Below are 25,305 nucleotides of genomic sequence, written 5' to 3'. Positions count from 1 at the left end.
TGCCCTGCTACTTGAATGCCAGCACCACCGCCCCCGTCACCAGCAGATTCGCCAGGGCAAGCGGCAGCATAATTTTCCATCCCCAGGACATCAGTTGATCAAATCTGGGCCTGGGCAGCGCCGCCCGCAGCAGAATGAAGAAGCAAATCAGCAGGAACACCTTCGCCGCAAACCAGACGCCCGATGGGAGCCATGGCCCCAGCCAGCCGCCCAGGTAGAGCAGCGTGATCATGCAGGAAATCAGAATGATCCCCATATATTCGCCGACGAAAAACATGCCGAACTTCATGCCGGAATATTCGGAATGGAAACCGGCCACCAGCTCGCTTTCCGCTTCCGGCAGGTCAAACGGCAGGCGGCGGGTTTCAGCGATGCCGGCGATGAAGAAAAGGACGAACCCCAGGAACTGCGGAATGACATACCAGAGATGCCGCTGGGCTTCCACAATATCAGAGAGGTTGAACGAGCCTGCCATCAGCACAGCGCCCATCATGGCCAGTCCCATGAACACTTCGTAACTCAGCATCTGGGCCGCGGCGCGCAATCCTCCCAGCAGCGAATACTTGCTGCCGGAAGACCAGCCCGCGAGCACCACGCTGTACACTCCCAGCGACGACAGGCCCAGGAAAAACAGCACACCGATGTTGAGGTTGGCCACCACAAACGACGGCGCAAAAGGAACCACCGCAAACGTCAGCAGGACCGTCACCACGATGATGGCGGGCGCCAGCACGAACACCGGCTTGTCCGCGAAGGGAGGAACCCAGTCCTCCTTGAAAAAGATCTTAACCATGTCGGCGAGAGACTGAAGCAGCCCGAACGGCCCCACGCGGTTCGGACCGTAGCGGTCCTGCCAGAGGGCCAGCAAGCGCCGCTCCAGCCAGATCAAGAGCGCCGCCAGATTCAGAGGAATCATCAGGACAACGAAAATAACAATAATGTAGTAGAGCGTCTCGTTCATGGTCGTGAAATTCTGGTCCAGGCCGGCAGGCCCGTTCCCGCCAGCAGTCCCAAACCTGCCGGAATTCCGGCAATCCCGTCTGGAAGGTCAGGCTGAACCACCAAAGGCAGCTTGTGGGCATTCCCGGCCACGTTCAGTTCAACCTCAACGCCATCCTGAAGCTGCAGCCGCTCCGCATCCGCAGCATTCAGCGCAACATACGGTTTGGGAGCCAATTGTGCAATGGCAGGCGACTGGCTGCTCAATTCCTCGGAGCCAAAAACATGATAGAGCGGCACCAGCAGCCATTCGTCACCCCGCGGCTGGAAAGGCTTCTGCGGCCCCGAGAAATACAAGGCGCTGCCGACCTGCGGCGGTTCGATCAGCCGCACCCCCGGATCGCCTCCGCGAAGCGCGCCGTTGATCTCACTCTGGAACTTGTTCACCGACTGGATGGAATTCCAGCCGGGGGCCCAGAAGAAAGGCGTCAGGGCGCCTGGCGGCTGCGTCGGGGTGCCTTCCATGGAAAAGGCCAGCGCGGAATCGGGGTCAGTCGGCGGCTTCGGCTCGCTGACGTTAATGTTGGCCAGCATGGCCGTCCGGCCGCTATAACGGTGCGGCGCGCGCGGGACCTTTTCGCCCGCGATGCGAAATTTTGCGGTCGGCGCCGCTTCGGTGATTCTTTCGAGCGCCGGCACAGCACCCGCCGTGGCAGATACCACATCGTCCAGCACGCTCCAGGAGGATGACTCTGCATTCCCGGCCACCTGCAGCATCTCGATCAGCCAGCGCCAGCTTTCCTGGACGCTGTCTTTCGGAACATAAGTTTGGAAAAACCGTTGGGCGCGCCCTTCGCTATTCACAAAGGTCCCGTCGGATTCGGCAAAAGTGCCGGCGGGCAGCACAAACTCTGCTTTGGAGGCGGTCGGAGTCATGAGATGGTCCAGAACGATGATGTGCCGGGCCGCCTGCATCAGACTGTCCACCTCCCGGACCGGCGCCCGGCGGTAGAGATCATTCTCCAGGATAACAACAGTATCCGCGGCCCCATCCTCGACTGCTTTGAAGGCGGCGCTTAGATTTCCGCCCCCCAAAAGGGCAACACCAAGGCTGTTTGCCTCTGGCATGGTGAGGCTCAGCGCGGCCGTTTTGCCTTGCTTAATGAGCGCCCTTGCCACGTTCGCAGCCGCCTGGATGATCGTCTCGCTGTTCAGGCTGGATCCGGCAATGACCAGCGGGCGCTTCGCCGACTTCAGGGCCTGGGCGATGCGCTCCGCCACCTCGCGAAGGTCTGCCGAAAGCTCGGGTGTGGACGGGACTTCGTAGTCCAGCGCATGGGCCACGGCAAAGCCAAGGCGCGCAATGTCATCCGGAGCGGCGCGATGAGTAACGGTTGCCACGCTATCCAGCCGCGTCGCGTTGGGCGTAGCGATAAACAACGGGCCGGCGCCATGCTGGATCGCCTCGCGGACCGCGTGGTCAAGCCAGCGGGGAATCTTCATCTTGTCGGTCGTTTCCATCGGCTGCTGCCGGACCGACTGCCGGAGCGCCAAAGCCACTCTTGGAGCCGTATTGCTGACGTCTTCGCCAAGCACGAGCACGGCGTCGGAATTCTCGATCTCACGAAGCGACGGGGACCGCGCGGGCCCCTGCCGCAGAATCTCCGCCATCATCGCGACCAAGTGAGAAGATTCGTCCGACATGCCGTTGAAGAAACGGTCCGGCCCCACCAGGGTCCGGAGCGCGAAGTTGGATTCCAGCGACGCCCTCGGCGAGCCGATTCCGATCACCTTGTCATTGCCCTTCAGCACATCACGCAAGTGCTCGACGGCTTTGGCCTTCGGAAGGGCCTTCAGCCTGCCGTCCTGGCGGGAAAGCGTCTGCCGCACCCTCCGTTCACTGTTGACAAATTCGTATCCGAAGCGGCCGCGGTCGCATAAGAAATAACCGTTTACTTCGCCGTTGTAGCGGTTCACGATGCGCCGGAGCATCCCATAACGCTCGCCCGCCGATGTGCTGCATCCGACGCCGCAATGGACACATACCGAGGGAGACATCTGCAAATCCCACTTGCGCGTGTAGTGTCCCTTGACGGTCTTGTCGGTGAATACCCCGGTCGGGCACACTTCGTCGAGGTTGCCGGCAAACTCATTTTGCAATACACCGTCTTCATGCCTGCCGAAGAACACGGTGTCCCGCAGGACAAAGGCCTGCAAGTCATCCCCGCCTGCGTAATCCTGGTAGTACCGCACGCAGCGATAACACTGGATGCAACGGTTCATTTCGTGATTGAGCAGGGGACCGAGGTCCTGGTTGCGAAAGGTGCGCTTCTTGTAACGGTAACGCCGGTAATTATGGCCTGTCATTACCGTCATGTCCTGCAGGTGGCAATGGCCCCCTTCGTCGCACACCGGACAGTCATGCGGGTGGTTCATCATCAGGCCTTCAATCACGCCTGCGCGGAAAGCCGCCGCATCGGAGTTCTTGACCGAGATCCTGGTACCTTCGGCGGCGGGAGTCATGCAGGACATCACCAGCCGCCCCTGGGAGTCATTCTCATCCTTGAATTGCTTAACGGCACACTGACGGCAGGCTCCGACCGAGCCGAGGGCAGGGTGCCAGCAGAAGTATGGCAGGTCAAACCCAAGCTCCAGGCACGCGTGAAGGAGGCTCTGGTCCGGCCTTACCTCGTACCAGTTGTCATCGACCCAGATCTTCGCCACCGCTATCTCCAGGGACACCGCTTCTCATGGATGTGCCGCTCAAAGTCCTCGCGGAAGTATTTCAAGGCGCTTTGCAAAGGCTCGACGGCGCCGGGCGCAAGAGCGCAGAAGGTGTTGCCAGGCGCGCAGAACTTGCAAATATACGCCAGCCTCTCGAGGTCTGCTTCCTGCCCCTCGCCATCCTCGATGCTGCCTAGCATTTTCTCCGCCCACGAAAGCCCGCTCCAGCACGGCGTGCACCAGCCGCAGGATTCCTGCGCGAAAAAGTGCTCAAGGTTCTTGCAAAATCCAACCGGGCACGTCCGGTCATCCATTACGATCATGGTTCCTGTGCCCATGCGGCTGCCAACCTTCTGAACTTCCGTAAAGTCCATCTTCACGTCAAGGTGTTCTTCAACCAGAAAATCCGTCGAAGCGCCTCCGGGCAGCAACCCGCGGAAACGCAAGCCTTCCCGCATTCCGCCGGCGTGTTCTTCCAGAATCTCGCGGACCGTGGTCCCCATGGGGAGTTCCCACAATCCAGGGCGCTTCACTTTCCCGCTCGCTCCGTAAAGTTTTGTTCCGCCGTCTGCTGATTTGCTCAGGCCTTTGAACCATTCCGGCCCGTTGTTGATGATGTGATGAATGTTGCAGAGGGTTTCGACGTTCTGCACGATGGTTGGCTTGCCAAAGAGTCCGGAAATCTGAGGGAACGGTGGCTTGGTGCGCGGGTTTGCGCGCTTGCCTTCAAGCGCGTTCAACAGCCCGGTCTCTTCACCGCACATATAACGTCCGCCGCTCAGGTGCAGATGCATTTCAAGGCTAAAGCCGGAACCCAGAATATTTTTGCCCAGGTAGTTGTGCTCGTAAGCTTCCGTCAGCGCTTTTGTGAGGCGCTCCGCTGAAAGCACATACTCCCCGCGCAGGAAGATGTAAGCGACATCGGCCTCAATGGCACGCGCCGCGCAGATCATGCCCTCGATCAGTTGGTGTGGCGTCGATTCCATCAGCAGGCGGTCTTTGAAGGTGCCAGGCTCCATTTCATCGGCATTGCAGCACAGGTACTTGGGGTGAGGAGCATCCGTCCCAGTGGGCACAAAGCTCCACTTCAGCCCGGTTGGAAAACCCGCGCCGCCGCGGCCGCGCAAGCCCGACTGCTTGATGACCTCGACGACTTCCTTGGGCGCCATTTTCAGCGCCTTGCGCACCCCTTGATATCCACCAGCCCGCTCGTACGTCCTGAGATCAAAAGCCGAGCCGTCGGCTGGAACATCCTTTGTGAGAACTTTCTCCATATCGGTTCTACTTGTACTGCTCGAGTATGCCGTCGATTTTTTCCGCGTCCAGGTCCCGGTGCAGATCGTTGTCCACCATCATGGCCGGAGCGTGGTCGCAAGTGCCCAGGCAAACGATGGGAAGCAGCGTAAATCGCCCGTCCGCCGTGGTCTCACCCATTTTGATGCCGAGGTGGCCCGTCAAATGGTCCCGCAGCCGGTCGTAACCCATCACCCAGCAACTGATGCTGTCGCAGACCATAATCACGTGTCGACCAACCGGTTTGCGGAAGATCAGGTTGTAAAAGGTGGCCACGCTGTCCAGTTCGCTGACCGGGACTTCCAGGATCTCAGAAATGTCCTTCAGCGCATCATCAGAAACCCAGCCCCGGTGTCTCTGGACGATCCTCATGGCGTCAATGCTCAGGGCGCGCTTGTCCGGGTAGTGTCCGAACTCCCCTTCGATCTCCTGCCGCTCCTCAGGACTTAACACCTTTCAAGCTCCTTATCGGTCGATGTCCGCCAGGACAAAGTCAATACTTCCCAGGATGGCGAGCAGATCCGAAACCAGCAATCCCCGGCACTGCAAAGGAAGCGTCTGCATGTGGGCAAATGAAGGGGCGCGAATTCGGGTCCGGTAAGAATATGTGCTGCCGTCACTCACCAGGTAGTAGCCGTTGTTCCCCTTGGCCGCTTCAATTGCTCCGAGCGCCTCACCCGGCGGGACTACGGGGCCCCAGCTTACGCCCAGGAAGTGCGTTATCAGCGTTTCAATATCGTGCATCGTACGTTCTTTCCTGGGCGGAGCCACCCGCGGATGATCTGCAATGAATGGACCTTCCGGCATGTTGTTCACACACTGCTCGATGATGCGCAGACTCTGGCGCATTTCCTCGACGTGGACCACGGCGCGGTCATAGCAATCGCCGTGCGTGCCCGTCGGAATGTCGAAGTCGAAATTTTCATAACCGGAGTAGGGCTGCTTCTTACGGAAGTCCCAATCCATGCCTGCGGCCCGCAGCATGGGACCGGTCACGCCCCATTCGATGGCCTGCTCTACCGTCATGACCCCTACACCCTGTGTTCGCGCCTTGAAGATCCTGTTTTTCATCACCACGCGGTCATATTCCACAAGGCGGGGCGGCAGGTACTTCAGAAAATCGCGAAACATGCCTTCCCAACCGTCCGGCAGGTCCTGCGATGTTCCGCCGATCCGGAACCAGACTGGATGCATCCGAGCGCCGCAAACCGCTTCGATGATGTCGAAGGCGCGTTCGCGGTCATTGAAACAATAGAACACGGGCGACATCTGGCCCAGGTCCTGGGCGAAGGTTCCGTACCACACGAGGTGGCTGATGATCCGGAACAACTCAGACATCATCACGCGGATCACCTGTGCGCGCGGAGGAACTTTGATTCCCGCCAGCTTTTCAAACGCCACCAGGTAGGCAAGCTCATTGATGACTCCCGCGAGGTAGTCGATGCGGTCGGCATAAGGAACGTATTTGTGCCAGGTCTGGCGCTCGCCCATCTTTTCCGCGCCCCGGTGGTGGAACCCGATCTCCGGAACGCAGTCGACAATCTGTTCGCCATCAAGCTGAACCACGATTCGGATGACACCATGAGTTCCAGGATGCTGGGGGCCCACGTTCAGGAAAATAAAGTCGGTCCCGTCCTCGCCGCGCTTCATGCCCCAATCTTCCGGCCGAAACCGCATCGCTTCCTGCTCAGCCTCTTCTTTTTCATGGCTCTGGCTGAAGGGACCCATCTCCGTTCCGCGAGCTGGATGATCTTTGCGCAGCGGATGCCCCACCCAGGTCTTCGGCATGAGGATGCGGGCAAGGAAAGGGTGCCCGTCAAATTTAATCCCAAACATGTCCCAGACTTCCCGCTCGTACCAGTTGGCCGCGGGCCAGACGTCGGTGATGGTGGGCAGGCTCAGAGAGTCTCCCTCAAGCGGAACTTTGATGCGGATGTATTCGTTTCGCTCGAAGGAGAGCAGATGGTAGATAACCGTAAAATCGCTCGCCGGCAGTCCGTCGCGATGCTGGCGCACACGGTCGTCGGTGGCCGTGATGTCGTAGAGCATGCGGTAGGGGCTGGCAACCTGATTCTTGAGGTATTCGACAACCTCGTGAACCTTTTCTTTCGACGTCCACAAGGTCGGCACCTGATCGCAGGTGGCGTGCGGAGTGATCAAAGCCTCGCCAAACTTCGCCTGAAGCTCCTGAAGGATGATTGGGTTTGCGATCATAGGGTGCGCAATTCAGATCTCATTGGGTGGACGCAACCGGGTGGCTTTCTGCCTTTCGCTCCGCTTCAGATCCCGCTGGGAAGGCGCGGGAGCGCGTTCGACACCCTGCGGTCCCACCACCCAGCTCAACGGGCGCCGTTCCGTGCCCACGAGTTTGGTCAATAAAGTTATGCCTTCCAGAAATGCGTCCGGACGAGGCGGACATCCGGGAACGTAAATATCCACCGGGAGAAACTTGTCCACGCCCTGAACGACGCTGTAAATGTCGTACATGCCGCCCGAATTCGCGCACGAGCCCATGGAAATCACCCAGCGCGGCTCCATCATCTGCTCATACAAGCGCTGAATGACGGGCGCCATTTTGATGAAGGGGGTGCCCGCAATCACCATCAAGTCTGCTTCCCGCGGAGTTCCGCGGATCACTTCCGCTCCGAAGCGCGAGATGTCGTAGCGGCTGGTGATGCTGGTGGCCATTTCAACGAAGCAGCACGAAAGGCCAAAGGCGAACGGCCAGATGGAATTCTTGCGGCCCCATGCCACAAGGTCCTGAAGACGGGCCATAATCAGGCTCTCGCGGACGCGCTCTTCAAAGGGTTCCGGAGCCGTGTTGGTCATCGGCACGGTCAGTTGCGGCTTGGTTATCGACCACTTCATAAGCCTGAGTCGTACCGCTCCTAAAGCGCCTTGCGCCGCGTCTTGGGTCCCCAATCGAGAGCGCCCAGCCGCCACAGATATGCAAGGGTGGCAACCAGGATAATCGTAAAGAACAGTATTTCCAGGTATCCGGCCCATCCAACCTCACGCGCCGCGATGGTCCAGGAAATGATGAAGACTGCTTCCAAATCAAACACCACAAAAAACATTGCAATCAAGTAAAACCGTACCGAAAAGCGGGCCTCCGCAGAGCCCTCGGACACGATGCCGCTTTCATAGGGGGAACCCGTCGCGTGCTCGCTATGACGCTGGCCCAGCAGATAGGAGAGGACAATCATTCCCGCAGGAATCAGCAGGACGACAAAGAAGAATAGAACAAGGGGCCAGAGTACCATTGCGCGTCAGATCTCTCCCAAACTTTTCAGGTGCCCCCTCGCGCGAGGATGGCAAGTCAGTTGAAATTGTTTCGGCTTTTCACCACCGGTGCAGCCGGCAAATCCCGGAAGCACAAGGCGACCACGGTTTCCAGGGCTTGCGATCTCTCCGCGTTGTGCCACTTCGCCCGCCCGGCCGCGTCCACTTGTTCCCATTCCTATACCGGGCATCTTGAGGGACTTCTATGATGGCCCTGATAAGTATTGAACCGGTATAGTTGAACCGGCGATTATAGCATAATCATTTCTCTTTGTCTGAATTAAAACCGGAGGGCGCAGCTTCTGCGGAGCGCCGCCAGGACTGGCCGTAACTGACTTACGGCCCAACTCGGCGCTATCTCAGGATGAAAGGGTTTCAGATATCGATGGCCTGCTGCGCCGCAGCTCTTGCGGTACGGATACAGTCGGAGATGCCAATTCCGGAATAGGCGTTTCCGGCCAGATACATCCGAGGGTATTTCTGCAGCACGCTCGCGATCCGCTTGATGTGGTCCTCGTGCCCTACGGTGTATTGAGCCATCGCAGAAGGCCAGCGCGAGATGAAAGAAAACAATGGCGCGGTTTCCAGCCCCAGGATGTTTCGCAGCTCCTGCCGGACCAGCGGAATGATCTCATTGTTTGAAAGATTCATGATTTCCGGGTCGCGCGTCCCTCCAAGGAAGCAGCGAAGCAGGGCCTTCCCTTGCGGCGCTCGATACGGAAATTTTCTGTGTACAAACGTACAGGCGAGCAGGCGACTGCGCTCCTTGGCTGGAACCAGGAAGCCAAATCCCGGCGGCAACGCGGCTGCGACATGCTCATCAAAGCCGAGGTTGACGGTAATTGCAGAACTATATGGGACGGCGCGGAAGGCTTCCGCCAGTTCCTCGGGCAGGGTAGGAAAGAATTGGGCGCACGCATGAACAGGTAGCGCGAGTATGACCGCGTCCGTCTCACAATCCTGATTTCCCTCACAGCGAATCTTGTACGGGCTCTTCCAGTGGTGATCCACCTTCTCAATGGACACGACTCGCTGCCCCAGGTGTGTCCGTGACGCATCCAGACGAGATTCCAAAGCTTTGGTCAAGTCTCCCAACCCATTTTTCAAGGTCACAAACACAGAATTGGCACTACTTTCACCATACGTGTTGCTTTTTACGCCCTTCTTCCTGGTCGTTGCCCTGGCGCCTCGGATGAGACTTCCATACTGGTTCTCCATCTCCCGAAACCTGGGTAGAACAGACTGCAAACTGAGAGATTTGGCTTCGCCTCCATAAACACCGGCCAGTAAGGGGTCAACGATGTTTTCCAGCATTGCCTTTCCAAAATGGCGGCGGACGAAAGTCGCGATCGATTCATCATAGTCCCGCGACTTCGTGGGAGTAACGAACCATTCCGTGGCAATCATCAATTTGGTGGAAAGCGGAACCAACGGCGACTTCAGGAACGGCCGGATGTGAGTGGGAGTCAGCAGCATCAGGCCCTCGGGAAGAGGAACCAGTCTCCCCTTGTGGAGAATATAGGTGTGTCGTTCGTCATCGTTCGAGCCGATCAGCGAATTCCCAAGCCCCAATTCTCGGCAGAGCTCCGCTGCCTCCGGCTTTTCAGAAATAAAGCTGTCTGGCCCGCCCTCGAGGACAAACCCCTCAAGATGGTCCGTGCGCACCACGCCGCCCAGCCGGTCCTCCGCCTCGATCAGGAATTCCGACACGGGTACGCCCCGTTCCCGTGCCTGGGCGAGCGTGTAGGCAGCCGTAAGGCCTGAAATGCCGCCACCCACAACAGCAACGCGGCGATATGATCCAACGTCTGTGTTCATGATGGCCTGCCAGCAGCGATCTCGATTCGCTTTGATACGATCGAAGCCAGACACTGTATGAAAAGCGGGCTGGCGTTCAGCGATTCCGGCCTTACGACGCAGACACCCTTCTTTTGCGCGTATTCCCGGAAAGCGACATCGACATCGTAGAGAATTTCAACATGGTCAGAAACAAAACCGATAGGCGCCAGCAACAATCGTTGGCTACCTTTTTCTGCGAAGTCGTCAATTACGGATTCCACGGTGGGACCCAACCACGGCTCAGAGGTCATGCCCTGGCTCTGAAATGCCACCTTGTATTCCGTGAGGCCCATTGCGTTCGCCAAAAGTTGGGCGGTTTCCCTCACCTGATTTTCGTAGGGATCGCCCTCGGCGATGGTCCTTTCAGGAACACTGTGGGCCGTGAAAACAACGGGAACAGGACGGCCGGATTCCGCTTCAGCGCCCGTAAGCGCCGCCGAAACCTTCTCGCGGAAAGCAGCAATCAGGGCGGCATCATTGTGCCAGCTTTCCACGAATTCTACGTGGAGCCCCGGCGCAGACTTGTCCACGGCCTTTAAGAGATGGCTACGGTAAAGTCCAATGCTGGTGCGCGAATTCTGCGGTGCGAGGCAGACGGCCACAACCTGGCTGGCCCCATCCTCCGCCAGCTTCCGCACAGCATCTTCGATATACGGCGTCCAGTTTCGCATCCCGACGTACACTGGCACCCCCAGGGCCCTTGCCAGCCCGCCGGCCTGCTGAGTTGTGACGCGCAACAACGGGGAACCGCCGCCAATCCTGGCATAACGATGGATGATTTCCTGCACGGCGTTCTCCGAGAGCCCGCGCCCGGAGCGCACGTTCAGCACGAATTGTGGAATGTCGCCCAGGCGGTCAGGGGCGCCGTGGGCCAGCAGCAAAACCGCCCAGCCCGATTGATCTGCCGCACTTGAATTCCGAGTCAGCAATACAGCCTCAGGTTTTCAGACGCCTCTCTGCGCCATTGCTCAATTCCGGCGTGCGCTCAACTCATGCACCATCTTCACCAGCGCGATAACGTTTTCTTCGGGCGTATCCGGCAGGATTCCATGGCCCAGGTTGAAGATATGTCCAGGACGCCCCGCCGCCTGGTCCAGAATATCCCGAACTCGCGTTTTGATGAACGCCATGTTCGCAAACAGCGCCGCTGGATCCAGGTTACCCTGCACACCCACCCCTTCTCCCAAGCGGTTCCAGGCCTTTCCAAGCTCCACATGGAAATCGAGCCCGATGACGTCGCCGCCGGCTTCTCGCATTTCTTCCAGAAACATTCCTGTGCCTGTCCCAAAATGAATCACGGGCGTGCCGGGAGTGATCCGACTCAGCAGAAGGCGCGTGTAGGGCAACACGAACCTCCGGTAATCTTCGGGTCCAAGGCAACCAACCCAGGAGTCGAAAATCTGGACTGCTTGGATGCCCGCCTCAATCTGCGCGTTGACATACCTGGCCATTTCACAGCTCAACCGCTCCATCAGCGCGCGCCAGACGTCTTTGTCGCGGTACATCAGGCTTTTCGTGTGGCGGAAAGTCCTGGAAGCCCCGCCCTCGATCATGTAAGAAGCCACCGTAAAGGGCGCGCCGGCAAAGCCGATCAGCGGCAGGTCAGGCGGCAGGACGGCGCGCGTCCGCCGGATGGCCTCATAAAGGTAACCGAGAGACTCCTCCGGGTTCACGGTACGCAATCGGTCCAAATCACCCGGTTCACGAAGTGCTGGACGGATAATCGGGCCATCGCCCTTGCCATATTCAAGCTCGAGCCCGAGAGGTTCGATAATGAGGAGCAAGTCGGCAAAAATAATCGCGGCGTCCACGCCGAGTTTTCGGGCCGCACCGACCGTTACTTCGGCCACCAGATCAGGGCTCTTGCAGAGTTCGAGAAAGGGAACGCGCGCCCGCAGCTCGCGATATTCCTTCATAAATCGGCCCGCCTGCCTCATCAGCCAGACCGGAGTTGCATCAACGGGTTCGCGGCGGCAAGCCTTCATAAAGCGCGAGTTTTTCAACGCCTCACTGGCAACAAACCCGGCACGCGCCGGCTCCGTTACGGCCGCTCTGGAGGCGGCTTCGAACCGCTCGCCATCAGGACTCTCGCCGGAAACCGTACCGCCGGGCGGTTTACGCGGCAACAGATCAGGAGCATGGCGCGCGGCCTCAAGCACCAGGACGCCCATCTTGGGTGGCGACGCCTCAACGTCAACCGGGATGCCCGCTGCCACCAGCGCCGCGCTGCAGGTGGGGCCGATCGAGCAGACAGTCGATCGTCGCAGGGCCTTCATCAGGCCGTCCTGCGCTGATTCTTCAGCCGCCACAGCGAGGACGTTCGCAACCTGGTGACGGCTGGTAAAAAGTACGACTCTTGCACGCCCAGCGATAATGGCGCTGATGGTTTCCTTCAGCGGACCAGGGTTTTCGGGAAGCGCCCAGCGGTAAACCGGCACGCGTAACGGCCTGGCGCCGCGCGACCTCAGCTCATCAAGAAAATCCTCGTTGGGTTCACCGTACTCCTGAACTGCTACTGTGCTGCCTTGGAGGGTGAAGCTGCGGGGATTCTCATCAAGTTCCTGAAGGATTTCCTGCCAGGTGTTCGGCTCAGGCGCAATGATGGTGATCGGCACGCCGAATTCACGAAGTGCCTGCGCCGGCTTGGGCCCTCGCGCCACAATCGTTGTGGATGAGAGGCCGTGAACAATTTCTTCTACCGCGTAACGGGATTGCAGGGCCTCAAACAGCGTCCGTGTGCCGACGCCCGTCATAAACACAACGCCCTGGATATTGCCTGCCAAAAGCTGCTCGGCAAATTCGAAAACCGCAGGATTGTCCTCCAGCGGGACTTCCCTCATACTCGGTCCGACGCGCGGAACTCCTCCGAAGCGGGCGATAAGTGTCGCGATCTCATCGGCTCTGCGGCTCTCAAAGGCTGCGACCTCCAGGCCTCCAAAGTTCGGTTTCGCGCCGGTTTCGTGCGGCATAGTTTCTTTGATTTCTTTACGTGTCAGGCCCCGACTCCATATCAGTCTATCTGTTTTCAGACAGGCGCGCTACAAGCCTGCCCACTCCTTCCCGGAAGATCTGCTCATCCGTCAGTAGACTAATCACAAGGTGACCTTCGTCCCGAAAATCGTAAAAATGCCCGGGGTGAACCAGCACGCCTTCGGCCATCAGCAGGTCCACCGCCCAATCCTCGTCGCTGGCGGTTCCGAGGACTCTCAAAACCGCGTACCAGCCACCTTCTACCTTCAGGCGTGTGACCACTCGACAGGAGGCCGCTTGCTGGTCCAGCCAGCACAGATTGGAGCGCAGCCGTTGCATAATCCTGGGTTGGATCGTCTTTCGAAGCTCCAGAAGGGCCGGCAGCGCGTGGGCGAGCGGAGCGCTCACGGAAAGGTAAGTGTCAGCAATCACCTCGAGGCGTTCGAGCGCCGTCTCTAACTCCCCTTTCGGCCCGGTCACCACCAGCCATCCAAGCTTCATCTGGGGCAATGCCGAAATTTTTGACAGCCCACTCACCGTGAATGTGAGCACCTCCGATGCGGCTGCATGCGACGGAACACGATCGTCGCCGCCCTCGAGAGCGTAGTCCGCAAAAACTTCATCTGCGATCAATGCGCCCCGGTCGCCCCGGCAAGATTCGGCAAGAGTTTCGAGCTCGCCCCGCTTGACGAACGATCCCGTGGGATTGTTGGGATGTACCACGATCATGGCCTTGGGTCCAGCCACCCAGCGGTCAGACGCGTCGTCGAGGTCAATGCGCCATTCGTGCGTGTAACGCAGCGCGTAGGAAACGACCTCAAGGTCATTGATACCGGCCAGGAATTCAAAAAGAGGGTAGCTGGGCTGAGGGACAAGGACCTTGTCCCCCGGGTCCGCCAGCAGACGAAACGCGTAGGTGTAGGCCTCGCTGGTGCTGGTGGTGAGGAATACCTGATCCGGCGCGACGCTCGCGCCCCGGGCCGCGTAGTATTCGCAAACGGCCTGACGCGCGGAGAGGGGGCCGCGCGGGTCTGGTTCATAGGTCAGCGACCGCGGGTCCTCGAGCAGCTTGAGTATTTCCGGTTCAGGTGCAAAACCACAGCGGGTGGGATTCGATTCCGTAAGGTCGAGGACGGGCAAACCGTGTCGGCGGCGCTCCTCGAGTTGCCGGGTCAGACGGTTCGGCGCCAGAAGCCAGTCCGTGCGCGATGAGAACATGGTCCTTCGGTCGCGGTCTCACGGAGACTGAAGCAACCCCTGACTCCCCCGTCATCTATCGTCAGCAAGTGACAGTCCCCTCCCGGGAACCGCGATCGACGGGGCCGCTCCGTTTTTCCCTGCCTGTCCGGACGTCGCGAGCCTTTGCCCGGCGGGCATGGCTGATCAGGCTGTTTCCTTTATCACTTTAAACAGGCCCATCAGTGACTCTCGAGTGCTCTCTACCTTGTTTCCATCCGGGCGCCGGTAATGGGTTTCAAGGGACATGTCACCCTGATATTTGTCGCGGCGGAGCGCTTCAAATTGTCCCTTCCAGTCGATAAACCCGCCGCCGACGGGTGCCCATTGCAGTTTGCCGTTGGGTCCTTTCCTGACGTCCTTGATGTGCATGTGCGGGAACAGACCCTTCACGTGACTGTACCCGTTGGGATAGGGGATCTCCTTGAGCATGGCCGCGTTTCCCGGGTCCCAGTTTCCGCGCAGGTAGGGCGAATTGACGTCGCGGAGAATTTTGCCTAGCTCTTCGCCCGTCCCGATGTTGCACTCATGCTCGTTTTCAAGAATCAGGACGATATCATTCTCGCCCGCCAGTTTGGCCGCCTTCGCCAGCCGGTCGCGTACGTAGGGATAAGCCTTTTCCGGCTCCGCTACGCGCCAGTAGCTGAAGATGCGCACCTTGCGCGTGCCGAAAAACCGGGCCAGCTTGAACGATTGCTGAAGCAGGTGATCCGAATCCTGCTCAGTGAAGTCGGCCCGGAACGTGTCCCGCTTCTCCCCCTTCTTCGCAGGCATTTGCGGAAGGTTGTACTTGAAAATCGGTGAGCCGATGTCGGTCACTTTCAGGTGATGCTTGTCAATCAGACCTTTGGCCTTGTCCAGGTCCGCCTGCGGCGCGTTCATGATGTTCTTCCGCCATATGTCGCGCAGCTCGGCGTACCCGAGGTCGTAATGCGAGATAAAGTCCAGCGCCTCTTCAAAATTCTCGGTAATTTCGTCAGTAATAATTCCGAGTTTCCAGCCCATAGCCCTCGAAGCCGCCGCAGCCTTCAAGTATGCCACACTCGGCAGGGCCGCAAGCGCAGCCCCCATAAACGTCCGGCGGGTCCACGTCTTTCCCATTGATGCTCCTTCCACTGGGTAAGAATTCAAAGCCAGATGACGGTGCCATATTACCGCAAAAGTCACTATTTGCAACAGCCAGCTTGGTCCAACTGAATCGTCGCTGCCGGCAATTCCTCGCGGATTACCTCCCGGCCGGTCCTGCGAGACCCACGCGCAACCGACCGCGGGAGCCCGAGCCAGACCCTATTTAGCAATAATTGATCGCTTTTCCGTTCGTCTCCGGCTGGTTGTTCAGTCGCGAAAATCCGATTGGCGCAAAATCAGAGACTCGGCTGAGTTATGTAGGCTCTCGCCGTCGGTTTGTGGTTCGCGGGGCACTACCACCGGAGGCGAAGCGACATGAATCGTCGTCCCCTCGGCGGTTGAAGTCGGACCACTGCGCGGCTTTTCATTTCCAATTGTATTTTGGGTTTCGGGCCCTGCCTGCGCTTGGCCGGGCGACGCGCAGGCGAGAGTGACGGTGACAGCAATCAGGCCGAGGCATTGAGTGAGTCGTTTTGGTCGCCCGCCGCTGGCACGCGCTCCCAAGCCCCGCCGCCTTTTATCTGTCTCGCGGGGAGGCGGCTCAATGCGCGAGCTGGCAGATGCCGACAATCGGGCTCCTGGCTTCGATGGCTATCGCTGTGTCTCGGCGATCGACTGATTTTCGCTGAACGGTACAGGGCCCTCGATAGCATTATACCGGCTGTGCACGACAATCAAAAAAGGCTCGTCAGAGACGCGTCTGGCCCCCCGGCGGAGCAGGAGAAACCGGGATACCGCAGGAGAGGCGTCAGGCTGCCTCCCGGATCGCACGCGAAACTCAAAATTGCTCTTTTACCGCCGCCAGGGATTACAATGGCTGTTCGTTCTTTCAGGCAGGGAATCATTTGTTTGGAGGGAATGTTGATGCGCTTCTTCCGCTCTTGCGTTGTTATCGCGCTCATGGGATTCACTTCGATCTGTTTCGGGCAGCAGTTATCTGAAGGCCGCCTGATGCGTTTCCCTGATATTTATAAGGATAAAGTGGTCTTCAGCTACGCGGGCGATTTGTGGTTCGCGTCCGCTTCCGGTGGTGAGGCCCGCAGGATCACCACCAGTCCGGGCCTGGAACTCTTCCCCAAGTTTTCACCCGACGGCAAATGGATTGCCTTCACGGCGCAATACGACGGCAACTTTAACGTCTACGTAATGCCGAGCGAGGGCGGCCAGCCGCGCCAGTTGACTTATCTGCCCGACGTCGCCAGCATTCCCGAGCGCATGGGTCCGAACAACGAGGTGATCACCTGGTATCCCGACAGCAAGCGCATCCTCTTCCTCTCGCGCCGCTCCACCTTCAACACCTGGTTTGGCCAGCTTTACACGGTCAGCATTGACGGCGGCCTTCCCGAAAAGTTTCCGCTGCCCAAGGGTGGCCTCACCACCTTTTCGCCCGACGCGACCAAAATTGTCTATAACCGCATCTTCCGCAATTTCCGCACCTGGAAGCGCTACACAGGCGGCATGGCACAGGACCTGTGGCTCTACGACCTGAAGGCCAACACCATCGAGCAGCTCACCCACTATGCGGGAACGGATACCTTCCCCATGTGGCACGGCGACACCATCTACTTCACTTCTGACCGCGGCCTCGACAAGCGCCTGAACCTTTACAGCTATGATCTCGGCAACAAAAAAGTCACCCAGTTGACGCACTACACCGATTTCGATGTGATGTGGCCCAGCTTGGGGCCGGATTCCATCATTTTTGAGAATGGCGGCTACCTTTACATCTTCGACCTGAAGAGCCACAAGGCCCGGAAGATGACGGTGACCCTGCCCGGCGATCGTGACCAGATGCGGCGCCGCTGGGAAAACGTCGGCAAGCTGATCTCCGCCTTCGATCTTTCGCCCGAGGGCAAGCGGGCGCTCTTCACGGCGCGCGGAGACGTTTTCACCGTGCCCGCCGAACACGGCAGCATCCGCAATCTCACCCAGACCCCGGACATCCAGGAAAGAGACGCGGCCTGGTCGCCCGACGGCCAGTGGGTGGCTTATGTCTCGGATCGCACCGGCGAGAACCAGCTCTACATCCGGCCGCAAAAGCAGTCCGGCGAGGAGACCCAGATCACCACCGACAATAAAGTCTTTCTGCTGCCGCCCGCCTGGTCGCCGGATAGTACCAAGCTGCTCTATGCCGACTCCACCCTGCATCTTTATTATGTGAACGTCCACGACAAGAAGCCCATCCTGATTGACCAGGGCAAGTATTCCGACCTCACCCAATACGTCTGGTCGCCGGACAGCAAGTGGGTGGCCTATGCCAAGGCCGCGAGCAATAACAACGATGCCATTTACCTCTATTCACTGGCCGACAAAAAGATCACCGCCGTCACCACCAGCTTTACCGAGAGCTCGAATCCGGCCTTCGATCCCGGCGGGAAGTATCTCTACTTCCTCTCCAATCGCACTTACAACGAAGTGCTGGGACCCTACGACATGGAGTTCTCAAATCCCAAGTCGACGGGCATTTTTGCCGTCACGCTGCGCGCCGACCTGCCTTCTCCCTTCGCTCCCCGCAGCGACGAGGTTGCCGCCAGCAAGCCCAAATCGGCCTCGGAATCCGAAGCAGAGGCCAAGAAGAAAGAGAAGGCTCAGGAAGACGCTCTGAAGAACTTCAAAATCGACCTCGAAGGAATTGAAGGCCGCGTGGTTGGCCTGCCCATTCCGCCGGGCAATTACAACGACCTCCAGGCCAACAAAGGCAACGTCTTTTACGTGTCTGCGCCGACAATGGGCCTGAGCGGCCCGCTGCCCGGAGAGTCTACTGCCATCCACGTGTTTGACATGGAGAAGCGCAAGGACAGTGTGCTGATGGACGGCGCGAACAACTACACGCTCTCTTTTGATGGCAATAAATTGCTCTATTCGGCGCCCAGCGCAGCCGCAGGCGGCGCAGCAGCCGCCCTGTTTGAAGAAGGCGGCAGTTCGCAGACCTTCGGCATTATTGATGCCAAGCCGCCGGAAAGAGAACCGCAGCACGTTGGCGCCGGTGCCCTGAACCTGGCCGCCATGCAGATGGATGTGGATCCTGCGGCAGAATGGAAAGAAATTTTCGACGATATGTGGCGGCAGGAACGCGACTACTTTTTTGAAAAATCGATGAACGGCGTGGACTGGGCCAGGGTGCGGGAGAAATATGCGGCCCTGCTGCCTTACGTAGGCAACCGCTTTGACCTGAATTACATCCTTGGCGAAATGTTGGGCGAGCTTTCAAATTCGCACACTTATGTGGGCGGCGGCGACTTTCCCGATCTTCATCCCGTGGACGTCGGCCTGCTGGGCGTGGATTTTGAAGCGGACACTGCCAGCGGATTCTATCGCTTCAAGAAAATCTATCCTGGGCAGAACTGGGACCCTGCCGTGCGTTCGCCGCTCACCGAACCCGGCGTGAAGGCGAAGGAAGGCGATTACCTGCTGGCCGTAAACGGGAAACCCTTGCACCTTCCTGAAAATCCCTACAAGCCGTTCGTGAACACAGCGGACCAGGACGTCACCCTCACCGTCAACAGTAAACCCGCCACGGAAGGCTCCTGGGACGTGCTGGTGAGGCCCATCCGCAGCGAATTCAAGCTGCGCGAACTCGACTGGATTGAAACCAACCGCGAGAAGGTCGATAAGGCAACCGGCGGCAGGGTGGGTTACGTTTACCTGCCCGACATGGAAGACACCGGCCTGAATGAATTTGTGAGGCAGTACTTCCCGCAGATCCGAAAAGAGGGCCTCATCTTCGACGTGCGTTACAATGGCGGTGGCTTTGTTGACCAGATCATCCTGGAACACCTGCGCCGCATTCTGGCCGCCATGGAATCCGCCCGCAACTTTGAGAGCAATACCATCCCCGACAACGTCTTCCACGGATATATGGCTGACCTGAGCAACCGCTACAGCGCCTCGGACGGCGACTTCTTTACCTACTTCTTCAAGAAATACAAGCTGGGCCCGGTGATCGGAGAACGCACCTGGGGCGGCGTGCGCGGCATCCGCGGTTACATCCCGGAAATCGATGGTGGATACTTCACGCGGCCGGAATTTTCGCTTTATGGGCTCGACAGCCAATGGATCATCGAGAACCACGGCGTGGCGCCCGACATCGAGGTGGACAATCGTCCCGACCTGGTGATGAAGGGCCAGGACCCCCAACTGGAACGCGCCATCCAGTACCTGATGAAGGAAATCCAGGAGCACCCCAAGAAGCTGCCGCCGCGTCCGCCGGATTTGCCAGCGTATCCACCGGGACCGGGAGAGTAGCCGCGAAGTTCGCTCCGCGCTTGTCATCCTGAGCGCAGCGAAGGATCTGCTTTCGGCGCTTTGGTGAAAGAACAGATTGTTGCTGCACATCACGGCGGGTAATACTGAAAACCCGCGGGCGGCAGAAACCGCTGTCTCCTTCCCGCTTCGCGAAAGGGTCAGATGCGGCTAACAAACTCCGGCCATTCTCGCTGATCGCCTAAAAGGCAAGGCATCTTTGATATTATGCCGTTCGTGGATCATCAGGTTCGGCTCGATTTCACGCCCAACGCGCAGAGGATTCAATGTTAACAACTTCAGGAGGTATAGGAATGGCCGAGGAAGTTCGCCTTTGGGAAGTGGATGATGACAGCTTAATAGAAATCAGCCGTGCCAAGCTGGACAAGGAGGACCGTATCGAGAAATGGGTCCTGCGCGACATCTCCGTTCTAGCTTCGGACTTGCTCGCCATCGGTGAACAGTTGGAAACCGCATACGGCAAGTTTATTGATCTGTTGTGCATGGATTCGTCCGGGGGACTCGTCATAGTAGAACTAAAGCGTGACAAAACGCCGCGTGAAGTAACCGCGCAAGCGTTGGACTACGCATCGTGGGTGAAGATGCTGAATGCAGACGAAATCGAGGCCATCGCGTCAGCGTATCTCAAGGGGCAGTCACTCGAATCAGCGTTCAAAAAGAAATTCAATGCCGAGCTCCCGGACGTGCTCAACGAACATCATTCGATGCTGGTCGTGGCTTCGGAAATAGATGACAGCACAGAGCGAATCATCCGTTACCTCTCAGAAGCGGGAATTAGCATAAATGCGGTGAGCTTTTGGTTCTTTCAATCGAGAGATGGTCGGGAATTCCTCTCTCGGACATTCACGGTTGCCCCGGAAGAAGCCGAGAAAACCAGTGCGAAAGGAAAACGGACCGTTCCCAGTCCTGCGGAGATGGAGCGTCGAGCAGAGGATGCTGGCGTCGGCGAAATCTACCGCCAGTGTGTTCGTACTCTTGCTCCTTGCTTCGAAAATCATGGGACGAATAAGACCGCGCTGTGGTTTTCCGGTGCTATTGAGGATGGCTCATCGCGCAAGATGATTTTGTCGCTCATACCCGGCAAGAGTAGCAACCAGAAAGGTTTGAGATATCAGGTCTATGGGAAGAGGCTTGCCGACTATGCTGACACAACAACAGACGTCATCCTTAAACACCTGCCGAGCGGCCCGGAAGATTATGCTTACTATCCAACGGCACCAGATGATTTCAGAGGCTGGGCGGGGTACATCCGAAGCCATGAAGAAATTCAGCGGATCGCCGACCTTTTTGTGACGAAAGAGGGAGCGGCTGCACCGCACTGAAGCTGGATCGATGCGCTGCCGCCAGAACTGCCAGCTTATCCCCCGGGCCCGGCACAGTAGCACGCACTTCGCTCCATGCCTGTCATCCTGAGCGCAGCGATGGATCTGCTTAAGGCGTTCGAGGGTGGGAACAGCAGATGCTTCGCGTAGTTTACGCTGGACCCCCTCTCTCGCCGTGCGGGATCAGGGCCGCGTTCGCGCGTGGGAGGCGAACGGGCTCAGCATGACGGGTCTTGTTCACGTATACGCACCTCCACAGGCAAGAGTGCCTGTGCTACCTCTTGACCAATGATATAGATTCGTCTATATTAACTATCTAAAATTATATAGAGGTGGATATCCGAACTATGGACTTTTTGGGTGTTCGCGAAGCGGCGCAGCGGCTGGGCGTCAGTTATCCCACCGTGAAGCAGTGGATCTACCGCGGCAAACTCCGCACGGTGAAGACCGTGGGCGGGCATCATCGCATCGCGCAATCGGAAATTGACCGCCTGCTGTTCCAGCAGGGCCGCCAGGCGCAGACGGCGCAGCATTCCAAGCCTCAGCTTCCCAAAGCGCGTCCGGCAACGGGAACTGGCCTTCAGGAATTCATCAGCGGAAGAAACCAGTTGGTGGGCCGGATTGTCGGGCTCAAGACCATCGGCCTGCTCACAAAAGTTTCTCTCGATGTCGGCGGGCAGATTGTCACCTCCGTCATCACGCGCGATGCCTGCCTCGACCTGAAACTGAAAGTGGGCGACACGGCCGCGGCACTCATCAAGGCCACGGAAGTGATGATCATCCGGCCCAACTGGAAAGCTTCCTGAGCACTCACTCGCCCCGGCCAGGAACTGTAGATCTCCAAGATGAAATCCATGCTCCGTCGCGCAAATAAATTCGTCATGCTGCTCGCGCCACTTCTCGCGTGTGCTGTTTTCTCCTGCAGCCGCCACGGTTCTCGATTGGTTGGAACCGACGGGGGACAAATCACCGTTGCCGCGGCCATCAGCCTGAAGGACGCCTTTCTTTCCATGGCGCAAACCTATCAGGAACGCACCGGCGACAAGGTAAATTTCAGCTTTGGCGCTTCCGGCGAGCTGTTGCGACAGATCGAAGCCGGCGCACCCATTGACGCCTTTGCCAGCGCGGGCCAGCGCGAGATGGACGATCTGCAATCAAAAGGAATGGTGGAAGTCGCTACCCGTGCTGACTTCGCACGCAACTCGCTCGTGATGGTGGCGCCCGCCGGGTCCACGCTCGGCTTGAACGCCGTCAGCGACCTGGCGCGGCCTGCGGTCAAAAGGATTTCCATCGGGAATCCCAAAACGGTGCCGGCGGGGATGTACGCGCAGCAGATGCTGGCCCACATGCAATTGTGGCAAAAACTCCAGCCCCGCCTGATTTTTGCGGAAAACGTCCGGCAGGTGCTGGAGTACGTGGAGCGAGGAGAGGTAAACGCGGGAATTGTTTACTCCACCGACGTGAGCATTGCGCATGGCGAGGTGCAGGTGGCGGCGCGCGCTCCCGAAGGGACCTACGGTCCGATTCTCTATCCCATCGCCACAATCAAGGGAAGCCCGCATCCCGGCGCGGCGAAGGAGTTCGTGCGCTTCGTGCTGGCGCCCGATGGGCGGCGCGTGCTTCAAGAATTCGGGTTCCTTCCGGTAAAGTAGTCAATGATCTGGTCGGCTTTCAAATTATCGCTGCTGGTGGTGAGCGTGGCGACGTTGGCAGTCACGCTGGCGGGCACGGCGCTGGCATTTCTTCTGGCGCGGCGCGAATTCCACGGCAAGGAAGCGCTGGATTCACTGGTAATGCTGCCCATGGTGCTGCCGCCCACGGTGACCGGCTACTATCTGATTCTCCTGCTTGGCAGGCGCGGCCTTCTGGGCCGCTATCTATTTTTAATGACGGGATGGACAATCGCTTTCACCTGGGAAGCAGCGGCGATTGCCGCCGGTGTGATGGCGCTGCCGCTGATGGTGAAGTCGGCGCGGGCGGCGCTGGAATCAATTGACCGGCGCTACGAACTGGTCAGCTTCAGCCTGGGCAAGAGCGAGTTCGAAACGTTCTTCCGAGTCACGCTGCCGCTGGCTTCGCGCGGAATCCTGGCCGGAGTGGTGCTCAGCTTTGCGCGGGCGCTCGGAGAATTCGGCGCTACGCTGATGCTGGCCGGAAACATTCGCGGCAAAACGCAGACCATGCCGCTGGCGATTTATGAAGCGTTCATCTCCGGCGAAGACCAGAAGGCCCAGGTCATGGCGGTGATTCTTACAGTGACATCGATCGCGGTGATCTACCTGACCAACGTGCTGACCCGTCCGCCGAAGGCCGCATAACCCATGCTGAACGTCGCCATCAAAAAGCAGTTCGCCTCAAATGGCCGCGCCGGCTTTGCGCTCAGTGCCGATTTCACGGCCAGCCAGGGCATCACGGTACTGTTCGGAGCGTCGGGATCGGGCAAGACAACCACGTTGCGCTCGATTGCCGGCATGGTGACGCCGGACGCCGGAAGGATATCGCTGGGCAATGCGGTCTATTTCGACTCCGCCGCGCGGGTGGACCTCGCCATGCAAAAGCGCCGCGTGGGATTTGTTTTTCAGGATTACCTGCTGTTTCCGCACCTGAGCGCGGCTGAAAACGTCGCCTACGGGGCCAAGGCGCGGCACGAGCACGCTCGACAGCAACAGGCCGGCGAATTGCTCAAACTGGTAGGTGTGGACTATGCCGCTGGCCGCCGGCCCGCAGAGCTTTCCGGCGGTGAGCAGCAGCGCGTGGCGCTGGCCCGCGCGCTGGCCTCAGACCCCGCCATTCTGCTGCTCGATGAACCGCTCTCCGCCGTGGACGTGGCAACCCGATCGCGGCTGCTCGATGAAATCGTCGAAGTGCAACGGAAAACCGGCATTCCGTTTCTTTACGTCACCCACAGCCCGGCGGACGCGGTGCGCATCGGCGATTCGCTGTTGGTGATGTCGGAGGGCAGCATCGTCCAGCAGGGCAGGCCGCTGGAGGTGTTCAATGCGCCGCTCAACGTTCCGGCGGCCCGCGTGTTGGGAACGGAAAATATTCTGGTGGGAAGGATTGCCGGGCATCAGCCGGAGGAGGGCATCAGCATTGTTGATCTCGGCGGGTGCCGGATGGTTATTCCCCGCAGCCAGCTTGCCGATGGCAGCCGCGTCACCCTTGGCATCCGCGCGGAGGACATCATTATTTCCCGGGAACGCATCGGCCGCACCAGCGCGCGGAACCTGCTGGCGGGGAAGGTGCGGCATCTGCTGCGCGACGGAGAGAGCATCGAACTGGTAGCAGCTTGTGGAGTCGATCTCAAAGTGCGTGTCACGCCACAGGCCGAGCGCGCGCTTGAGCTCGCACTCGACGTAGAGATTTATCTCCTCATCAAAGCGAGTTCCTGCCACATCCTTGGTTGACGTGCCAGCGCGAAATCAGCTTGCGAGCTTGAGGCGCTTAAATCCATCGATGATAAACATGCGCATGAGGACCTGGTAGGGAACGCCGCGAGCTTTCGCTTCGGCCTTGAGCTCCAGGATCAATTCAGGGTCGAGAGCCACCGAAGTGGGCTGCTTGCGAGACTCTTTCCGCCTCTTCATTGCAGCCTTGATCTTCGCCGGCTCAAAATCGACCTTTCGGTATTGGGATTCATTCTTCACGTAGCGACTCTAAAACTTCCTTTGTCCTCAGTGGATTGGCCCAAGGCTCTCTCCGTGCGGTCCCACAACATGAAAGCTTGGCTCTGGTCGATCCATCCTGAGGAGAACGCCGTTCTTGGGCCCGGTAAACTCAATTATCGGGTGCGGTCCCGGGGTAAAAAACAGTCCTGATCCCTTGTCGATGTTGCCACCTATGTAGGTAGCAAGACTCAGGCCCATAAAACTCGCCCCAACTTGCCCTTTGACAATTCCGTCCCTCCCGGCGAAGAAGTCCAATTCCGGCTCGTGCTGGTCGAATCCGAGCTGGGCCACCGAAGGGCCGTTCGGGTCATTCAGGAATAGGTACGCGTTGTCAGGCCTAGCGCATAGAGATGCTGTCGGCTTGCCCTTCGAGTCAGATAAAATTAAGTCTGGTCCCTGCGACGCAATCGCCAGTTCTGCTCTGCGTACTCCATTCGAATCCGTTAGCGACAAATGCGGTCCTTGAGGCTCCACAACAAGCCCGACGCCCCGCTTGCCATCTGCACCGAACAACACTAGAAGTCATTTCAAAACCCCATGGAACCTATTGAAATGCTTGACCAGACGCGAGCAATTCCAAACGAGGGAGTAGACGTTCGGATTAAGTCTTTTATTTTCAGTACAGGCATGCCTCGTGGCTC

Annotated in this window: 19 protein-coding genes; 6 read left to right on the top strand and 13 right to left on the bottom strand. The window is 58.6% G+C overall.

Annotated elements, in window-relative coordinates; genetic code table 11:
- Positions 1 to 7: 7 nt before the first annotated feature.
- From nuoH to VFQ24_07970, 12 genes are all read right to left on the bottom strand, one after another.
- Entirely contained in the window at positions 8 to 961 is a 954-nt protein-coding gene (nuoH, locus tag VFQ24_08025) for an NADH-quinone oxidoreductase subunit NuoH (protein ID HET9178292.1), read from the bottom strand.
- A complete protein-coding gene (nuoG, locus tag VFQ24_08020; GenBank protein HET9178291.1) occupies positions 958 to 3,663 on the bottom strand; it encodes an NADH-quinone oxidoreductase subunit NuoG in 2,706 nt (901 codons plus the stop codon). Before nuoG ends, nuoH begins: the two co-directional genes overlap by 4 nt.
- 2 nt (positions 3,664 to 3,665) lie before the next feature.
- Positions 3,666 to 4,937, bottom strand: coding sequence for an NADH-quinone oxidoreductase subunit NuoF (gene nuoF, locus VFQ24_08015; GenBank protein HET9178290.1), 1,272 nt, complete (start codon positions 4,935 to 4,937; stop codon positions 3,666 to 3,668).
- 7 nt (positions 4,938 to 4,944) lie between these two features.
- Positions 4,945 to 5,409: an NADH-quinone oxidoreductase subunit NuoE gene (nuoE, locus tag VFQ24_08010; GenBank protein HET9178289.1), complete on the bottom strand. Its 465-nt coding sequence runs from the start codon at positions 5,407 to 5,409 to the stop codon at positions 4,945 to 4,947.
- 12 nt (positions 5,410 to 5,421) lie between these two features.
- Positions 5,422 to 7,170 (bottom strand): NADH-quinone oxidoreductase subunit C/D, encoded by a 1,749-nt coding sequence (nuoC, locus tag VFQ24_08005; GenBank protein ID HET9178288.1) that lies wholly within the window; start codon positions 7,168 to 7,170, stop codon positions 5,422 to 5,424.
- A 12-nt stretch (positions 7,171 to 7,182) separates the two neighbouring features.
- A complete protein-coding gene (locus VFQ24_08000; GenBank protein ID HET9178287.1) occupies positions 7,183 to 7,824 on the bottom strand; it encodes an NADH-quinone oxidoreductase subunit B family protein in 642 nt (213 codons plus the stop codon).
- 20 nt (positions 7,825 to 7,844) lie between these two features.
- The gene (locus VFQ24_07995; GenBank protein ID HET9178286.1) at positions 7,845 to 8,219 is read right to left on the bottom strand and encodes an NADH-quinone oxidoreductase subunit A; all 375 of its coding nucleotides are present in this window, start codon (positions 8,217 to 8,219) and stop codon (positions 7,845 to 7,847) included.
- Between the two features lie 394 nt (positions 8,220 to 8,613).
- Positions 8,614 to 10,056 carry a protoporphyrinogen oxidase gene (gene hemG / locus VFQ24_07990; protein HET9178285.1) on the bottom strand — a complete coding sequence of 481 codons (1,443 nt, stop codon included), beginning with the start codon at positions 10,054 to 10,056 and terminating at the stop codon, positions 8,614 to 8,616.
- Positions 10,053 to 11,006, bottom strand: a complete 954-nt coding sequence (hemH, locus tag VFQ24_07985; protein ID HET9178284.1) for a ferrochelatase — start codon at positions 11,004 to 11,006, stop codon at positions 10,053 to 10,055. Before hemH ends, hemG begins: the two co-directional genes overlap by 4 nt.
- Before the next feature lie 39 nt (positions 11,007 to 11,045).
- Positions 11,046 to 13,046 carry a uroporphyrinogen decarboxylase gene (gene hemE, locus VFQ24_07980; protein HET9178283.1) on the bottom strand — a complete coding sequence of 667 codons (2,001 nt, stop codon included), beginning with the start codon at positions 13,044 to 13,046 and terminating at the stop codon, positions 11,046 to 11,048.
- A gap of 46 nt (positions 13,047 to 13,092) precedes the next feature.
- Positions 13,093 to 14,265 (bottom strand): pyridoxal phosphate-dependent aminotransferase, encoded by a 1,173-nt coding sequence (locus tag VFQ24_07975; GenBank protein ID HET9178282.1) that lies wholly within the window; start codon positions 14,263 to 14,265, stop codon positions 13,093 to 13,095.
- A gap of 165 nt (positions 14,266 to 14,430) precedes the next feature.
- A complete protein-coding gene (locus VFQ24_07970; GenBank protein HET9178281.1) occupies positions 14,431 to 15,384 on the bottom strand; it encodes a sugar phosphate isomerase/epimerase family protein in 954 nt (317 codons plus the stop codon).
- A gap of 891 nt (positions 15,385 to 16,275) precedes the next feature.
- Between VFQ24_07970 and VFQ24_07965 the strand changes: the two genes are divergently transcribed.
- The 6 genes from VFQ24_07965 to VFQ24_07940 all read left to right on the top strand — a co-directional run bounded on the left by VFQ24_07965 (position 16,276) and on the right by VFQ24_07940 (position 24,403).
- Complete coding sequence (locus VFQ24_07965) at positions 16,276 to 19,656, top strand: PDZ domain-containing protein (protein ID HET9178280.1); 3,381 nt, start codon at positions 16,276 to 16,278, stop codon at positions 19,654 to 19,656.
- A gap of 311 nt (positions 19,657 to 19,967) precedes the next feature.
- On the top strand, positions 19,968 to 20,996 hold the full coding sequence (locus tag VFQ24_07960; GenBank protein HET9178279.1) for a DUF91 domain-containing protein: 1,029 nt from the start codon (positions 19,968 to 19,970) through the stop codon (positions 20,994 to 20,996).
- A 347-nt stretch (positions 20,997 to 21,343) separates the two neighbouring features.
- Positions 21,344 to 21,802, top strand: a complete 459-nt coding sequence (locus VFQ24_07955) for a helix-turn-helix transcriptional regulator (protein HET9178278.1) — start codon at positions 21,344 to 21,346, stop codon at positions 21,800 to 21,802.
- A gap of 48 nt (positions 21,803 to 21,850) precedes the next feature.
- Positions 21,851 to 22,648 (top strand): molybdate ABC transporter substrate-binding protein, encoded by a 798-nt coding sequence (gene modA, locus VFQ24_07950; GenBank protein HET9178277.1) that lies wholly within the window; start codon positions 21,851 to 21,853, stop codon positions 22,646 to 22,648.
- 3 nt (positions 22,649 to 22,651) lie between these two features.
- Positions 22,652 to 23,314 carry a molybdate ABC transporter permease subunit gene (gene modB / locus VFQ24_07945; protein ID HET9178276.1) on the top strand — a complete coding sequence of 221 codons (663 nt, stop codon included), beginning with the start codon at positions 22,652 to 22,654 and terminating at the stop codon, positions 23,312 to 23,314.
- Between the two features lie 3 nt (positions 23,315 to 23,317).
- On the top strand, positions 23,318 to 24,403 hold the full coding sequence (locus VFQ24_07940) for an ABC transporter ATP-binding protein (protein ID HET9178275.1): 1,086 nt from the start codon (positions 23,318 to 23,320) through the stop codon (positions 24,401 to 24,403).
- A 15-nt stretch (positions 24,404 to 24,418) separates the two neighbouring features.
- On the opposite strand, the gene VFQ24_07935 is transcribed toward VFQ24_07940, so the two are convergent.
- The gene (locus VFQ24_07935) at positions 24,419 to 24,643 is read right to left on the bottom strand and encodes a CopG family antitoxin (GenBank protein HET9178274.1); all 225 of its coding nucleotides are present in this window, start codon (positions 24,641 to 24,643) and stop codon (positions 24,419 to 24,421) included.
- Positions 24,644 to 25,305 lie beyond the last annotated feature (662 nt).

It is taken from the genome of Terriglobia bacterium (assembly GCA_035712365.1).
Classification (GTDB): Bacteria; Acidobacteriota; Terriglobia; order UBA7540; family UBA7540; genus SCRD01.
This window is presented reverse-complemented; position numbering and strand designations above follow the sequence as displayed.

Excerpts from the sequence above, each read along its gene's own strand:
- nuoH (HET9178292.1), bottom strand. The coding sequence starts at position 961 with ATGAACGAGACGCTCTACTACATTATTGTTATTTTCGTTGTCCTGATG.
- nuoF (HET9178290.1), bottom strand. The coding sequence starts at position 4,937 with ATGGAGAAAGTTCTCACAAAGGATGTTCCAGCCGACGGCTCGGCTTTT.
- nuoC (HET9178288.1), bottom strand. The coding sequence starts at position 7,170 with ATGATCGCAAACCCAATCATCCTTCAGGAGCTTCAGGCGAAGTTTGGC.
- VFQ24_08000 (HET9178287.1), bottom strand. The coding sequence starts at position 7,824 with ATGAAGTGGTCGATAACCAAGCCGCAACTGACCGTGCCGATGACCAAC.
- VFQ24_07995 (HET9178286.1), bottom strand. The coding sequence starts at position 8,219 with ATGGTACTCTGGCCCCTTGTTCTATTCTTCTTTGTCGTCCTGCTGATT.
- hemG (HET9178285.1), bottom strand. The coding sequence starts at position 10,056 with ATGAACACAGACGTTGGATCATATCGCCGCGTTGCTGTTGTGGGTGGC.
- hemE (HET9178283.1), bottom strand. The coding sequence starts at position 13,046 with ATGCCGCACGAAACCGGCGCGAAACCGAACTTTGGAGGCCTGGAGGTC.
- VFQ24_07975 (HET9178282.1), bottom strand. The coding sequence starts at position 14,265 with ATGTTCTCATCGCGCACGGACTGGCTTCTGGCGCCGAACCGTCTGACC.
- VFQ24_07970 (HET9178281.1), bottom strand. The coding sequence starts at position 15,384 with ATGGGAAAGACGTGGACCCGCCGGACGTTTATGGGGGCTGCGCTTGCG.
- VFQ24_07965 (HET9178280.1), top strand. The coding sequence starts at position 16,276 with ATGCGCTTCTTCCGCTCTTGCGTTGTTATCGCGCTCATGGGATTCACT.
- VFQ24_07960 (HET9178279.1), top strand. The coding sequence starts at position 19,968 with ATGGCCGAGGAAGTTCGCCTTTGGGAAGTGGATGATGACAGCTTAATA.
- VFQ24_07955 (HET9178278.1), top strand. The coding sequence starts at position 21,344 with ATGGACTTTTTGGGTGTTCGCGAAGCGGCGCAGCGGCTGGGCGTCAGT.
- modA (HET9178277.1), top strand. The coding sequence starts at position 21,851 with ATGCTCCGTCGCGCAAATAAATTCGTCATGCTGCTCGCGCCACTTCTC.
- modB (HET9178276.1), top strand. The coding sequence starts at position 22,652 with ATGATCTGGTCGGCTTTCAAATTATCGCTGCTGGTGGTGAGCGTGGCG.
- VFQ24_07940 (HET9178275.1), top strand. The coding sequence starts at position 23,318 with ATGCTGAACGTCGCCATCAAAAAGCAGTTCGCCTCAAATGGCCGCGCC.